At 47.9% G+C, this 13,706-nt stretch carries 19 protein-coding genes and 3 pseudogenes; 12 read left to right on the top strand and 10 right to left on the bottom strand.

The genetic code is table 11. From position 1 onward, the window contains the following. Positions 1-7: 7 nt before the first annotated feature. The 10 genes from L4174_RS21270 (at position 8) to L4174_RS21225 (ending at position 6,138) form a co-directional block, all read left to right on the top strand. Positions 8-220: a hypothetical protein gene (locus L4174_RS21270; protein WP_248141834.1), complete on the top strand. Its 213-nt coding sequence runs from the start codon at positions 8-10 to the stop codon at positions 218-220. Positions 221-349: 129 nt separating this feature from the next. Next, positions 350-874, top strand: coding sequence for a phage regulatory CII family protein (locus L4174_RS21265; protein ID WP_248141836.1), 525 nt, complete (start codon positions 350-352; stop codon positions 872-874). 10 nt (positions 875-884) lie between these two features. Continuing rightward, a complete protein-coding gene (locus tag L4174_RS21260) occupies positions 885-1,286 on the top strand; it encodes a hypothetical protein (RefSeq protein WP_248141837.1) in 402 nt (133 codons plus the stop codon). Between the two features lie 62 nt (positions 1,287-1,348). Beyond that, complete coding sequence (locus tag L4174_RS21255; protein ID WP_248141840.1) at positions 1,349-1,855, top strand: hypothetical protein; 507 nt, start codon at positions 1,349-1,351, stop codon at positions 1,853-1,855. Next, positions 1,852-2,301 (top strand): DUF3850 domain-containing protein, encoded by a 450-nt coding sequence (locus L4174_RS21250; RefSeq protein WP_248141842.1) that lies wholly within the window; start codon positions 1,852-1,854, stop codon positions 2,299-2,301. Before L4174_RS21255 ends, L4174_RS21250 begins: the two co-directional genes overlap by 4 nt. Next, a complete protein-coding gene (locus L4174_RS21245; RefSeq protein WP_248141844.1) occupies positions 2,298-2,525 on the top strand; it encodes a hypothetical protein in 228 nt (75 codons plus the stop codon). Before L4174_RS21250 ends, L4174_RS21245 begins: the two co-directional genes overlap by 4 nt. Continuing rightward, positions 2,522-2,758: a hypothetical protein gene (locus tag L4174_RS21240; protein WP_248141845.1), complete on the top strand. Its 237-nt coding sequence runs from the start codon at positions 2,522-2,524 to the stop codon at positions 2,756-2,758. Before L4174_RS21245 ends, L4174_RS21240 begins: the two co-directional genes overlap by 4 nt. After that, complete coding sequence (locus tag L4174_RS21235; protein WP_248141847.1) at positions 2,755-5,265, top strand: replication endonuclease; 2,511 nt, start codon at positions 2,755-2,757, stop codon at positions 5,263-5,265. The genes L4174_RS21240 and L4174_RS21235 overlap by 4 nt, the downstream gene beginning before the upstream one ends. Positions 5,266-5,444: 179 nt before the next feature. Next, positions 5,445-5,711 (top strand): hypothetical protein, encoded by a 267-nt coding sequence (locus L4174_RS21230; protein ID WP_248141852.1) that lies wholly within the window; start codon positions 5,445-5,447, stop codon positions 5,709-5,711. A 160-nt stretch (positions 5,712-5,871) separates the two neighbouring features. Further along, positions 5,872-6,138, top strand: coding sequence for a hypothetical protein (locus tag L4174_RS21225; protein ID WP_248141854.1), 267 nt, complete (start codon positions 5,872-5,874; stop codon positions 6,136-6,138). Here L4174_RS21225 and L4174_RS21220 read toward each other — a convergent pair. From L4174_RS21220 to L4174_RS24155, 6 genes and pseudogenes are all read right to left on the bottom strand, one after another. Further along, on the bottom strand, positions 6,135-6,371 hold the full coding sequence (locus L4174_RS21220) for an ogr/Delta-like zinc finger family protein (RefSeq protein WP_248143275.1): 237 nt from the start codon (positions 6,369-6,371) through the stop codon (positions 6,135-6,137). The two genes, L4174_RS21225 and L4174_RS21220, sit on opposite strands and share 4 nt — an antisense overlap. 117 nt (positions 6,372-6,488) lie before the next feature. Beyond that, a pseudogene (locus tag L4174_RS21215) lies at positions 6,489-6,575 on the bottom strand (hypothetical protein); the annotation flags it as partial. Positions 6,576-6,973: 398 nt separating this feature from the next. Further along, a pseudogene (locus L4174_RS24170) lies at positions 6,974-7,042 on the bottom strand (hypothetical protein); the annotation flags it as partial. A gap of 477 nt (positions 7,043-7,519) precedes the next feature. Further along, the gene (locus L4174_RS24165) at positions 7,520-7,759 is read right to left on the bottom strand and encodes a DUF3289 family protein (protein ID WP_371929446.1); all 240 of its coding nucleotides are present in this window, start codon (positions 7,757-7,759) and stop codon (positions 7,520-7,522) included. Positions 7,760-8,071: 312 nt separating this feature from the next. Beyond that, positions 8,072-8,191: a DUF3289 family protein gene (locus L4174_RS24160; RefSeq protein WP_371929445.1), complete on the bottom strand. Its 120-nt coding sequence runs from the start codon at positions 8,189-8,191 to the stop codon at positions 8,072-8,074. A gap of 236 nt (positions 8,192-8,427) precedes the next feature. Further along, positions 8,428-8,514: pseudogene (locus L4174_RS24155) on the bottom strand (hypothetical protein); the annotation flags it as partial. Between the two features lie 206 nt (positions 8,515-8,720). On the opposite strand from L4174_RS24155, the gene L4174_RS21210 reads away from it, so the two are divergent. Beyond that, positions 8,721-9,059 (top strand): hypothetical protein, encoded by a 339-nt coding sequence (locus L4174_RS21210; protein WP_248141856.1) that lies wholly within the window; start codon positions 8,721-8,723, stop codon positions 9,057-9,059. Next, positions 9,010-9,495 carry a hypothetical protein gene (locus L4174_RS21205; RefSeq protein ID WP_248141857.1) on the top strand — a complete coding sequence of 162 codons (486 nt, stop codon included), beginning with the start codon at positions 9,010-9,012 and terminating at the stop codon, positions 9,493-9,495. Before L4174_RS21210 ends, L4174_RS21205 begins: the two co-directional genes overlap by 50 nt. Positions 9,496-9,626: 131 nt before the next feature. Here the strand turns inward: L4174_RS21205 and L4174_RS21200 are convergent, their stop codons facing one another. From L4174_RS21200 to L4174_RS21185, 4 genes are all read right to left on the bottom strand, one after another. Beyond that, positions 9,627-9,923 (bottom strand): HigA family addiction module antitoxin, encoded by a 297-nt coding sequence (locus tag L4174_RS21200; protein ID WP_248141860.1) that lies wholly within the window; start codon positions 9,921-9,923, stop codon positions 9,627-9,629. A 42-nt stretch (positions 9,924-9,965) separates the two neighbouring features. Further along, positions 9,966-10,274 carry a type II toxin-antitoxin system RelE/ParE family toxin gene (locus tag L4174_RS21195; protein WP_248141861.1) on the bottom strand — a complete coding sequence of 103 codons (309 nt, stop codon included), beginning with the start codon at positions 10,272-10,274 and terminating at the stop codon, positions 9,966-9,968. Between the two features lie 502 nt (positions 10,275-10,776). Beyond that, entirely contained in the window at positions 10,777-11,820 is a 1,044-nt protein-coding gene (locus L4174_RS21190) for a phage portal protein (RefSeq protein ID WP_248141862.1), read from the bottom strand. Beyond that, the gene (locus L4174_RS21185) at positions 11,817-13,607 is read right to left on the bottom strand and encodes a terminase large subunit domain-containing protein (RefSeq protein ID WP_248141864.1); all 1,791 of its coding nucleotides are present in this window, start codon (positions 13,605-13,607) and stop codon (positions 11,817-11,819) included. Before L4174_RS21185 ends, L4174_RS21190 begins: the two co-directional genes overlap by 4 nt. Positions 13,608-13,706: the final 99 nt, after the last annotated feature.

Here is a 13,706-nt window from a genome sequence, read left to right as displayed (position 1 = left end):
TAGCACCATGTTTTCCTTTAATACACCCCCGCTCGTCCCATATATGCGCTATGAAGAATTTTCGCGTTTAAGTGGCGAACCCCTAGGCACCATCAAGCATAAAGTTTCGAACGGTGTGTACATCATCAAGAAGAAAGAAAAGCCTTACGAAAAGCCCATGCTGAACATGTATGCCATGCACGAAATGGCCGCGCGTGAAGCAAAAGAGTTGTTGGGCTAAGTCATGCGTTTGTCCTCCCTGAACCCGACCAAAGAATACTGCCCGACATGGCTGGATGCCGTTGCCTGGGTTGTCATTCTTGTCCCGATATGTCTTTAAACAGTGTCTTTCATGGATGAGTAAATCGCTATGTGCGGATTACGTGAGCGCAAACAACGAGATTACAACGCTGTTTGTTGTGATTTTGCCCTGAACCACAACATGGAACAGCTCGCCAAACGCATTGGCGTGACCAGCGGCACCATGCTGCGAAACAAGCTGAACCCCGAGCAACCGCATAAGCTGTGCCCGGTTGATCTCGCCATGCTGTGCAAAGAGTCGGGTGACTTCACCATTCTGAATACGCTGTTTGCCGATCTGGGCGTGGTGACTGTGCCGGTGCCCACCGAAGCAGAAGACAAGAACCTGCTGGAACGCACCTTACTCAACAGCTCGCTGTCTGGCGAACTGTCTGGCGATGCAATGCGCTTGTGCAGTGCAGACCGTTTGCCTCGTAGCCAGAAGCGAAAAACCTTAGCCAAAGCTCAGGCTGCCATCAGCAACCTTGTGCTTTTAATCAACGATTTGGAAAACCGCACCACCGCCTTTCAGCCGCTCATGCAGTTCGGCTCGGATTTTCTGGCGAACGGTGCCCCCATTCCCGGACTTTCGTAAGGAGACACCCATGAGCCAAACCGCTCTGAAACCACAAACGCACTCCGCTGAAGTACACCCGTTCCTGCGCGGCCAGCCAAAGAGTGTGGCCGATGTGCATGTGGTGACAACCAATGCACCGAAGAAGTCGGCACTGGAATCTATCGCCGCAGCCAAAAGCCTGTTCACCCACGAGCACAAGCGCAACAAGCTGAAACTGGTTTATTGCACGCTGGATGAAGAACAGCGCCGGATGCTTTGCTTTTGTGCTGGCCTGAAACAGCTGCATGTCAGCATGAGTTTCGATGACTTCACCCAGGAAGAGGCCGCCAAAATTGCCACTGGCCTGAAGATGATGGCAGGTGTGGTTACCCGTTTTGAAAACATGGCTGGCCCTGTCGGTCGTCTGAACCCTTCCAATTTCTGTAGCTAATTGTTGTCGCCCTTTGCCCGCCTGGCGCGGGCTTTTTTTGTCACCTTGGTTAGGAGAAAACCATGAGTAATGCACAAGCGATACTGGAACAAGCGCAGCAGGCAAAAGCAGAAGCCGCTGAATTACTGAAAGAAGTGACCCGCCATTCTGAAGACAATTTAAAGCTGTTGAGCCGTTGTGAAGCGATTGTGCGACAGGCTTTGGTTCAGGTGAAACCGCGTACCGGTTCGCTGGAAGAACAAGCGGTCTCACTGGCAATGGATTCTGAAAAGCTGGCTGAAGCCATTCGGAACCGCAATTCGCATGATGTGGCCGTAGGCATCATGCAATTGGCGATGGAGTGCAAGGATGTGCTGCATATTCATGTGAGTTATGCGCCGCATGCTGATGAGTTGTATGTGAGAGTACTTCCAGTCACAACCCAATATCAACCTGATGTGCGTCAGGTTCGTCTTTTCTATGCATCGTTTTATTTCGAACGTGACGACATCAAAAACCTGCTGGCAATTGAAGACAAGCTGATCGAGCTGGTCGCCGAAGCGCGAGATAACGCGGAGGTGCAGGCATGAGTAATTTCACGATTCACGAAGTGATGATCCAATCGGCTAACTTCACTGAAATCTTAGCTGGGCGTAAAACCCATGAAGTCATATTGAGCGACAGCTATCAGGTTGGTGATGTCCTGAACATGCTGGAAATCGACGATAACGGCGATCACACCGGGCAGGAAATGAATTCGCAAATCACCCATGTGCTTGAAGGCGGCCAGTACGGCCTTGCGGATGGTTGGTGTGTGCTGTCGTTGTCGAATACTACACCATTGCAGGGAATCCGGCTCATCGGTTACCTGCGCGACCGCCTGCAGGAAAACTGCGATTGCACCGAAGCGGCTTACCCGCTCATCGAGAAAGCTGGCTGCACCACCGACGATGCCAAACGCACCGTTGATGCGGGTCGCTGCTGGGTGGATGAAGCCAATCACTTCCTAAACAAATTTGGGGAGGTCGTGGCATGAACTACCTTGCCGTATTCCTCTGTCCTGATGGCGGCATCATCCGCCATCAACAAACCGCAGAGCCTATGAATATCGAACTGGGTGAATTCGAAAGCCGTGGTGAAGCAGTACGCGAAGCCTGCGTAACCCTTGAATGCGAACACCTCATGAAAGGCGTGATCAGCAAAGGCCCCAATAAAGGCGGCTTCTTGATTGTGGATGCACAGGAGTTTGTGACGGTATGAGTAATCAAACTTTTCAAACTAGTCATGGCATTGTGACTGTTACGCCTCGCCACTTTAACTACTTGTATGGTGACTTTGCTATTGAATTAACATTGTCTCCGCCAGATTTGTCTGGCTGGAGTGTGGCCGTAGCATTACCAGAATCTATGGCTGAGAAAATCAATCAAGAATTTGTTCAACGTTGGGCGAATGACGCGATTGGCAAACTTGTTGTTGATGCCTCTACGTCATGAGTGATGTTTACTCAACACCGGAATACATCCGCAAGGCTTCAATTGCCTGCCAGAACTGGGCTCAGCAGACGTTAGATTTTGCTGAGCCTCAGCCAATCGCACTAATTCCCACCAAAATAGAAGCCGATCGCACGCCGGATGATATGACCATCAGCGAGCGCCGGCTTTACAACCTAAACCCTGCCGACCATGAATGGCGTCGTCAGTATTTTGGTGATCTGCCAGATTACCTGGCGCGTTATTTTGCCGATCGGTACATCCGTATTTTTGAAGCGGAAGGCCGTGCTGCAGCCAACATCTTTTTGCGTACCTACATGGGTGAAGACCTGCAGCACCGCATCAGCATGGTGCGCCAGCGCTACAGGCACCTGCCAACCATTCAGAAGATTGCTGTGATGAACGACGACGTTGATCAGAGCAATTTCAAGCATCAGCACGCTGTTGAAAAAGGCACGTTAGAACAGCTGATGAAGAAACCCGCTAAAAACCGCCGCGAACGTATTCTGGCTGAACTCAGCAAAGATGAAGTGGGGAACCTGGCCGCGCAAGTGGCAGTGCTGTTTGAAAAGTGCCTGCGTGATCTGTCTGAAGCGGTAAACCCCAAAGTGAAATATGAAGTGACCATCGTTCAGGCATACGAACATCTGGCCGAAATGTGCCGAAGCTTCGGCATTGTGCCGCCTGTTACCAAGCAAACCATACTGCCGGAAGATGCTGAGTGTGGTATCGGCAAATTAAGTAAAGAGAATTGGTGGAAGAACAAGTTGTGGCGTGCCCGCAATATCATGCGGGAACACCTGGCAATTGCCATGGGTGGGGTTTCTAAACTCGCCACGCCATACTGCAGCCGTGATTGTCTGGAAGAACACAAAGCCCAGTGTAAACGTAACTGGGACATGATCAGTAATCACGAACTGTTCGACGAAGACACAGAAGAAACCGCACAGCTGGAAGACATGGTGCTTAAGTCGGTCGCCAACCCAGCCATTCGCCGTCATGAGCTGATGACACGGGTTCGCGGCTGTGAAGACTTAGCCGCAAACCTGCAATTGGCCGGGCAGTTCTATACCCTCACTGCGCCTAGCAAATACCACAACAGCCGCAAGCGCCGAAAGAAAGGCGCCAGAAATACCTTTGTTGAACACTGGAACGGTGCCAGCCCGCGAGACACGCAGCAGTACCTGTGTCGCACCTGGGCAAAAATTCGCGCAGAAATGGCCCGGGCTGATATTCGCTGGTTTGGTATTCGCGTTGCCGAGCCGCATCACGATGGCACGCCGCACTGGCACATTTTGCTGTGGTTAAAACCAGAAGATGTAAAGGCCGCCAAGGCCATTTTTATTGACTATGCGGTGGAAGAAGACCGCGGTGAGCTTATTTCTAAACGCAGTGGCAAGCTGCTGCACCGTGCCCGCTGCGATGTGAAAACTATCGACCCGGACAAAGGCACTGCCACGGGCTATATCGCGAAGTACATCAGCAAGAATATCGACGGCTACGCGATGGATGACGCCGTGAGTAAGGAAACGGGCAAGCCCGTGCAAGACATGGCGAAAAACGTGACAGCCTGGGCGTCGCGCTGGAGCATTCGTCAGTTTCAGTTTTTTGGTGGTGCACCGGTTACTGTGTGGCGGGAACTGCGCAGGCTGGCAAACCTCGACCGCAACAGCTTTGCTCAGTACCTGTTCGAGCTGAACCGTAATGAACTGAATCAACTGTGGACCGACAGAAACCATGATTACGTCGGCCCGCATATGCCTGCGTATTTAATGCAAGGTAAAGAGATTCGCCAACGTCTGGTCGATAGCTATCAGCCTAAAGCCAAACTGAATGATCAGATTGCCGAAACGCTGCAAGCAGCAGATGAGGGCAACTGGCAGGGGTACGTTATGGGGCAGGGTGGCCCGTTCGCTAAGCGAAAAGAGCACCCAATTACCACCCATTACGAAGTCACGCCATTCGGGAACGAATACGGCGAGGCTGTCAGCCGCGTGAAAGGCGTGGACATCTTCAATGGGGAGTCCTCGGAAACCAAAATTACGCGGGTACGAAACTGGACCATACGCAAGAAATCGGCAACTGGCACAACAGCCGGTGAGGGCGCTCTTGTCTCTGGCGGCTCTGCCGCCTCTCGGAGTTCTGTCAATAACTGTACGGGTGCTCGGCCGGACAGGTTTGTCGATGATCTGAAAGCGGTGATCCGTAAAACCATCGGCCCTCTGGCCGACACCGACAACAATCTCAGCCGATTATTGGCTGGCCAAACGTTGTTTACCAATGATGGCGCCCGTTATCGCTTGCGTTCCGGACCATTGAACCGGCAATCCGGCTCGGTACCACTTGAAATTGAAACCACTTTCGCCACCAAACCCCAGCCTTATGGCGGCTGGGATGGTTGGGACGAACCTAAGAAACAGACAACACCCAAACATAAACCCGATACCGACCAGCCCGACTTGCTATCTCCTGCCAGCTGGCAGAGCGATGACGACTGGCCGTTGATTTGATGATAAGGAATAACAATGTGCTTTAACGCAGCAGAGCTAAAGGCGATTCAGCGGCAGATTCAAGACAACAGAGAGCGGCTGAAACGGGAAGGCGCATCTGGCGATGTGCCCCCTGAAGAGCGGCGCTCAACTTATCCCAGCCGCTATACTCTGAGTAACCCTACATCTCAGAATGTCCCATGAGCAAACGACCCAAGCGCCTGAGTACCCGGAACGACATGGACCTGTTCAGAAAGCCGGGCGCGATTGATATCAGAAAACAACGCCAGATCAAGGAAGAGCTGAACAAATCTATTTTGCAGGACAAAGGTGATTTGCTTGAAGTCTGCACCCGCTGTCATCACTACGGTATTATCCGCTACGACCATGAAACCCAGGAATACCACTGCATTAAATGTGGTGGCGTCTGGAACCCTCCCGAGCTGCCGGACTACTTTATTCGCTAGCCTGAATCGCTGTCTTTCTCTGCATGATCAGGAAAAGATGAGAGACAAAGCACATTTTCACTCGACTGTTCTATCACTCCAGGCAAGGAAATTAAGAAATTGGTTTAACACTGAAAACCACTGTATTAATATACAGTTGTTAGTGAGTTTGGAGGCGTAAATGTCTGTAGCGGAAGAGATAATGGGCCAGCGAAAGATGGACCAGACACAAAAACAGGACGATATTACGCTGGCTGCGCTGGAGATAGTGATCGACGGGGTAGCGAGTAGCAACGCATCAGTCAGGGCCAGGCAGGCGGGAGCCTACATTGCTGGCCTGATTATGGCCGATATGAAAGGGCAGTTGGATGCAAAGAAACAGGCGGCCATACTGAGCATTGTTGAAATGGCCGCCGAAATTGAAGGGAGTGATTGTTTTCGATATTAAAACATGGATAGTTGTTGGTTAAGGCTTTGCCGCGCCTCTGGTGGTAAGGCCTTAATGAGTGAAATAGCCAGTTCATGAGTGGTTTTGGCCGAAGGACTTAGCGTGTGTGCATAGGCCAACGCCATCACAAAGCGATGCCCGCAGTGCTGGCAACTGCAGTACACATCCGCCACATTATGAGAGAACCGGTTCGTTTTATTGATGACGGCCGCTTTCCCGCAACCGCAATACACCCTGCCACCCTGAGCGTATCCGCTCGGCTGCGTTTCTTGTACTTTTTTAGGCAGTTCCAGTGTGTGCTTAAATCCCATTTCAGACACAAACGTGTGTCCGCATTCCGGGTCCCGGCATGAACAGTAAAGCGCTGCTGTATCAGCAGAAAGGGGAACAGAGCGGCTGATTGAAGACGCCGATCCGCATTGGCAATAAACCCGCATATTTTTGACCTGATATGTTGATTTCTTGCTGTGAGTATATCAGGTGAACTGGATGTTTATACAGTTAACCACTAATTTTACAAACCATTCGAATAAACAATGCCTCATTTGAGGCATTGTCTGTAATGGGGAAAAGTCAACGTTGAATACGACTCAATACATCAGCAAATAAAAGGTTGGGGCAATTATCCCCATACATACGTGGTGGAGAAAAAAATGTTTCCAGTCACGTTCGATCGCAGTCAAAATGGTTTGAGCAAAATAGAAAAAAATTGTAAAAGGCACCATCAATGCAATAAAAAAACCTATTATTGGTGGAAGGTTGTATAATATGACATTAAAAAAGTTTAGAGTTAAGTAAACGAAACACAAAAAATACCAAAAAATAGAAAAGTACATTAAATTTCACCTTCAATAATATAGTCAAAATTCATTTCCGTAATAAATGGATTATAAGCGTATTTCTCATATCTTTGTAAGAGGAATCTAGACCTAAATAGAGATAATAACTCAAAATTTTTCCCACCATTAACATCGAGTCAAAAATGGTCATGTATTTTATATGTGATCACACCTCTAAATCGATTTTTATTAAACTCTAGCTCTTTAAGTTTAACAATAACGGACCAAACCTTCCGAACAGGAAATGCCTCCATTGAGGCATGGCCTGTGGTGGGATAAGTCAACGTTGAATATTATTCAATACATCAGAAAATAGAAAAATGGAGCAATTATTCCCATACAGATTTGATGGAACATAAATTTTTTCCAGTCACGTCTGTACATAGTCAAAATAGTTTGAATAAGATAGAAAATAATTGTAATCGGTACAGTGAGCCCAATAAAAATTCCTATCATTGGTGGAAGGTCATAATAAAATAGATCAAGAAAATCAAGAGCTAAAGTTATAAACATAGACAGATACCAAAAGATTGAGAAATACATTAAATTTCACCTTCAATAATATAGTCAAAATTAATTTGCGTAATAAATGCTTTATAAGCGTATTTCTCGTATCTTTGTAAGAGAAACCAAGACCTAAATTCAGATAATAACTCAAAATGTTTCCCACCATTAACATCGGGTATATCAAGTCCAAAATGGTCTTGTATTTTATATGTGATCACACCTCTAAATCGATTCTTATTAAACCCTAGCTCTTTAAGTTTAACAATAACCGACAAAACCTTTCGAATAGAAAATGCCTTATTTGAGGCATTGTATGTGATGGAATATGTCAACGTTGAATACTATTCAATACATCAGTATATAGAAAGATGTAGCAATTATTCCCATACAGATTTGATGGAACATCAATTTTTTCCAGTCACGCTTGTACAGATTCCAAATGGTTTGAACAAGATAGAAAACGATTGTAATCGGTACAGTCAGACCAAGGAAAAGTCCTAGTATTAGTGGAAGGTTATAATATATGCCAAACAAATCAAGGATTATATTAGCAAATATGAACAAATACCAAAATATTGAAAAATACATTAAGATTTACCTTCAATAACATAGTCAAAATTCATTTCTGTAATAAATGGCTTATAAGCGTATTTCTCGTATCTTTGCAAGAGAAGCCAAGACCTAAATAGAGATAATAACTCAAAAATTTTCCCACCATTAACATCGTGAACAGATATGCCTGTCCCATCTCGCCCACATCCGCCACGTTATGAGAGAATCGGTTCGTTTTATTGATCACAGCCGCGTTCCCGCAACCGCAATACACCCTGCCACCCTGAGCGTATCCGCTCGGCTGCGTCTCTTGTACTTTTTTAGGCAGTTCCAGTGTGTGCTTAAATCCCATTTCAGACACAAACGAGTGCCCGCATTCTGGATCCCAGCATGAACAGTAAAGCGCTGCTGTATCAGCAGAAAGAGGAACAGAACGGCTGATTGATGACGCCGATCCACATTGGCAATAAACCCGCATATTTTTGACCTGATATGTTGATTTCTTGCTGTGAGTATATCAGGTGGGCTGGATGTTTATACAGTAAATAAGTAATTGATCTGACAGTAAAGAGTCATAGTTGAAATGACGGTTATAAACCACAGTTTGACAGTGAAAAGTGCTGTTTTTACATCTGTCGAACGATATAAATGATTGATATTATTTTCTTTTTTTGAGAGGATTTTATGTCGAAAATTATTAACTATTGCAAGATTGATGGGTTAGAGTTGTCTGCAGAAAGCGTTCGGGATATCCAGATCATCAATTCCAAGCTTGAGCTTGGTGATATGTTGGCGACAATGATGGTCGCAGCTCCATTTGTTGAGATTTTTTCCAAGAAAATGAAACCTCACGAGCGAATCGAAACTATCTCAGATTATGATTGGGATACTTTTGCCAATGCACTGCTGGCAGTGCCGACAATTACCCGAAACCGTGTAAACATGATTGCAGAATCAAGGGCGTTAGATACATATGGAAAAGAAAGGCAATTTTGGTCGTGCGTTGAAAAAGCTAGCCGCTAGTTCTTTGTTGCTGCTGCCTCTTGTTGCGAACGCAGGCTATACGCTTGAAGAAGCCTATCAGGAAGTAAATCAGCAAACAGCTCGCTGCTTGAAAATGAAAAATCGACCAGTCGATGTTGTCCAGGATGCCTGGTTTGATTCGTTGAGTGCAGATCAGAAGCGTGCGGTTCTTTTTGAATTATCGAAAAGAGCTATGGACCGCTGTACATTAGAGCAGAGAGAAAAGTACTCTTGGGCTCTGGTGAAGCAGGCAGGCGAAACGGGTGACATGAAAGGTCTGAAAGATTGGATTGAGCTGAATAGCCCTATCGAAAGCAAAGCGCAGACCATCTTGAATTCACTGCCGGAAAAAGAAATCAATCGGTTGTCTTTATCGGATGATTTCTACTATCCGTTTGATTCAATGTCTTTGAGAGACAAACTCACTTTTGAGTAAGCTAGTTAGACTTAAAACCCAAGGTTAGTTGGGTTTGGTGTCCATAGAAATTAAAAAGGTCGCATCAAGCGACCTTTCTGTTCTGAATGTTACTTGCGGTATAGTGCTTTATGCACCACGCAATTATAAGATTAAGCGACTTCGAGAGGGAGTGGCTTAACTTCTGTTTCCAGAACCATGTTCTCTGCTTCCCAGGTGTCCAGCCTTGCCTGCATGTTAATCCAGAAGGCAACGCCTGTGCCCGTGGCTTCGGCTAAACGTCGGGCCATTGTGTGAGAGCACTTCGAGTGTCCATTGATGAATGCGCTCAACGTCTTTCTTGTTACTCCGAGTAGTTCGGCAGCCATAGTTACAGAAATCCCTCTCTCTTCAAGAATTTCTTCTTTGAAAAACTCGCCTGGATGAGATGGCTTTCTTAGTTGCTTCATGTTTGACTCCTAAACATTGCAATACTGCAACAATGCTTATTTTCAGGAGCGGGACTTTATCTGTTTACCGTGATAGTCACAATAGTCAAGGAATGTAGCTCCTTCATCAGCAACTTCAAAGGTAACTCGCCAGTTTCCGTTAACCTTGACACTGTAAACGCCTTTTCCTGCCCCCTTTTTTTCTGCAAACCTGTGTTGATACACAGCCTTTAAATCATGAGGATGATGTGATGCCGCAATAGCATCCAATATCATTCTCAGTTTGTTAGCATGCTGAGAATTTATCCCTGACTCATCCCCATTATAGTGAAACTTTTCCAGTCCTTTGTGATGAAAATCTTTGATAGCCATGATTGGCGACCTCCGGATACAAATAGAAAGCTCTATGACAGATAGACATGATAAGACTCCATATATTTTTTTTCATAATTTCAATAAGTTAATTGATAAATGCTAGTTGCCAGATACAAGAATTTAAATATCAATGCTTTAGTTTCTATTTTCCAACAGTATTACGAACATCTCAGTGTTTGAGGTTTGTTGTAACCTGTAACGTAACACTACTCGCTACTTTGGTGTGATGCAAGCTCTTTGATGAAAAAAACATCAAACTATGCCCATTTAAATAAAACTGCGTTGATATCAAAGGGGTTGTTGAGGCAGGCAAAAAAATCCCCCGGTTTGCGGCCGGGGGTAAACTGCGATGGGACAATGCTGTGTCTTCATCGGGGGCAGATTATCTGACTTTGATACCTTAGCAATTGAGTAAATCATTAAAAATGGTTGGTTTCGGCATGCATCTCTATCTGTATGAAATTTAATGATAATAACTCTTTTGATTTGCGGCGGACGTTTAAGATGCTTTTTCAAGCTCTGTGTTGAAGTGCAAATGTAAATCCCGGTACGGCGCGATCTCCGGGTCGTTGTTCACCTCATCCATGATCAGTTCACAGACAGGGATAACCTCATCGCGAGCGTACTCCCGGCTGACCTTCTCGATGTCGCCGAAACCTGCCGCATTGGTGGGCACGATGCCGCCTTTGCCGGGCGGGAACCGGTGCGAAACCAGCACATCCTGCGCGGTAATGTTCTTGATACGTTCAAACTCATCTTTGGTGGCAATGTCGCCTACCGGAATCAGCTGAATGCCTTTCTCTTTCCCGTTCGGGATGTTCACAAACATGCTGCGAAAGTTGCCCACCCCCTTACTGCTGGCGATCTTGGTTTTCATCATTTCCTCGTCTTCAGCGCTCAGGTTCGGGTCTGTGGCGTAGAAAATGAAGCCCATGTGCGCACCGTTTTTGTAATACCGACGACGGAACAAGGTGGCATCTTTGTTCAACAGAGACGACTGCATGCCCCCCACGTAATCGGGCAATCCGTATACCTGCTGCTTCGGGTCGTACTGGGGCAGCCAAATTACATCCTTTGCTTTATAAGGCCGCTTTTGGTCTTCCCGCTCTAGCAGCCAGAAATCGCCGTTTTTCCGTTTCCGCATGAACATCGCAGGCAATGGGTAATACCCCATAACGCCGCCAGCACGGTTGCGTAACTTCAGCAAGGCGCCTTGCCCAAACTGAAAGTAATCACGGCAGAACTGAGCCATGTGCCGGCGGCGGATGTTTCCGCCGCTCTTGAAACGGCCGGATACATAGTTACCACGGGCGATCAGCATACTGCCGTGATAGGCGTTGGCATGGGCAAGCTGTGCCAGCCCTTCAGGATTAATGGGCGGCTCCCAGTAGTCCTCGCCATCGTTATAGAACAGATCCGTGTATTCCGTCAGCCAGCTGTTGCTGTCGACAACTTCAATATCAGAGCCAATGGAATAGGAACTTGCCAGGGTTTCTGGCAGGTGTTCGTCATTGGCGGCGGTGGTGATCAGTGCTTCTGTCATGCTGCGGTAGCCCAGGTTGATTTGCGTTTGCTGTTATGGTCGAGCGGTTCATTGATGATGGCGTGGCTGATGGCCCAGAAAGCATCGGCATGGCCTGTGGTTTCGCTGCGCTCGGCTTTGAAGGTCATTGCGTTACCGCTTTTGGTGCTTTCGCGCTTAATTGCCATGAAGGCCATAGCGATGTCTTTGTGTTCCGCATCGAACTGCAGACGGTCGGCATCCACAATGTCGATCATCTTCAGTACCAGGCGGTTTTTATTCTCGGTTGAATAGTGAATCGCATGGGCCTCGCGGGGGTGTTTGGCGGTTACCAAATCCCACACGCCAGCACCAATGCCCGTGGTATCGACACCCAGATAAGTCACGTTGTAGCGCTCGAATACTTTTTCAATTTCCGCCACATGGTGCTGAAAGTTCAGTCCTTTCCAGTAGTGTTTTTCCAGGATCCGGAATTTTTCCAGCGCGACAGCAGGCGGTGCGACGACAACCAGGCAGGCATTGTCCCGCGTGCGGCTGGGGTCGTATCCCAGCCAGACCTCACGGTTACTGAACGGCCGTTTCTGATGCGGTTTGAAGTCCTGCCAGTGGGCGGCATCCACCATGGCTTTTTCCAGCTTGGTGAACTTAAACACACTGTTGCTGCCGTCCACGAATACGCACATGAACAGGTTGGCAAAGTCGTCGCCGCTGTATTCGTCGCGCAGTTCGTCGATGTCGAACAGGTCACAGCCGCCTGCCGCTGCATCTTCAATGGTGACCACATAACGCCACTGCCGATCGGGACACAGGCGGCCACCGTCGCGGAATTCATCAAAGCCGGGAAATTCAATTTTCTGACGGGTGTCTTTGCCTTTCTTCCAGGCATCCCCGGTCCAGAACGGATACGCCTGATGGGTTTTGGATGACGGCGTCGAGAAATAGGTTTTCCGCCATTTCTTATGCGTCGCCATGGCCGAAGCCAGTTTGTTCAGCTCGTCGAATTTCGGGATCCAGAAATATTCGTCGATATACACATGGCCGTGATAACTCTGGGCGGTTTTGCTGTTGGTCGACAGGAATCGCAGCTCTGCCCCGTTACTGAGGATGATCGGGTTACCGCTTAACTCAATGCCCAGAAATTCCTGCGCAATCTGGATGATGTAGCTGCGGAAGACCTCAGCCTGCGCACGGGAGGCCGACAGGAAAATCTGATTGTCGCCCGTGAGAATGGCGTCTTCCAGTGCTTCGGCGGCGAAATAGTAAGTTGCGCCGATTTGGCGGCTTTTCAGAATGTTGCGGATACGCTGATGCAGGTTGTCCCGCATCGTCAGCTGGTATTTGAACAGGCTGTCGTGCAGCTCTGTAAAGTCGGCTTCCCCGATTTCGCTGATGTCGTTCTTTGCCTTCTTGCCGCGTTTTTTACTGTTGGCGCCAGCTTTGTCACTTGCTGCTTTCAGATAAGCCTTTTGCTCTGGTGTCCTTTCATTGCCTGAGCTTTGCTGCGGTTCGCTTTGCTTCACCGACTGAGCCCGCTGCTTTTTCAGCTTCACATGCTTTTCAATCAGCATGTCCAACTCTTTCAGCTGGCCGGGTGTTTTCTCGGCCTGATCGGTCAGCAGCACAATGCGGCGGGCGATTGCTTCGTCCACTTCTTCTTCCCGCAACATGTCGCGCCAGCCGTGTTTGTCTGCCCAGTGGTAAATGATGCGGGCATTCGGCAGGTCGAGTTCCATGCGGATTTCATCCGGCGTATAGCGCCGGAGGTAGAGACGTTTTGCCGCCTCGCGAATTTCAGATGAGTATGCCATGCCCGCATTTTACTGGCGTTTACTGCGAAAAAATCCGCTTACCGTTCGGATGCATTCTGAAACGGCTGAAATCCGAATTTCCAAGAACAAACCAGCATG

It is taken from the genome of Photobacterium sp. CCB-ST2H9, from assembly GCF_023151555.2.
GTDB lineage: Bacteria > Pseudomonadota > Gammaproteobacteria > Enterobacterales > Vibrionaceae > Photobacterium.
Note: the sequence above shows the minus strand (reverse complement) of the source record. Positions and strands in the feature narration are given on the sequence as shown.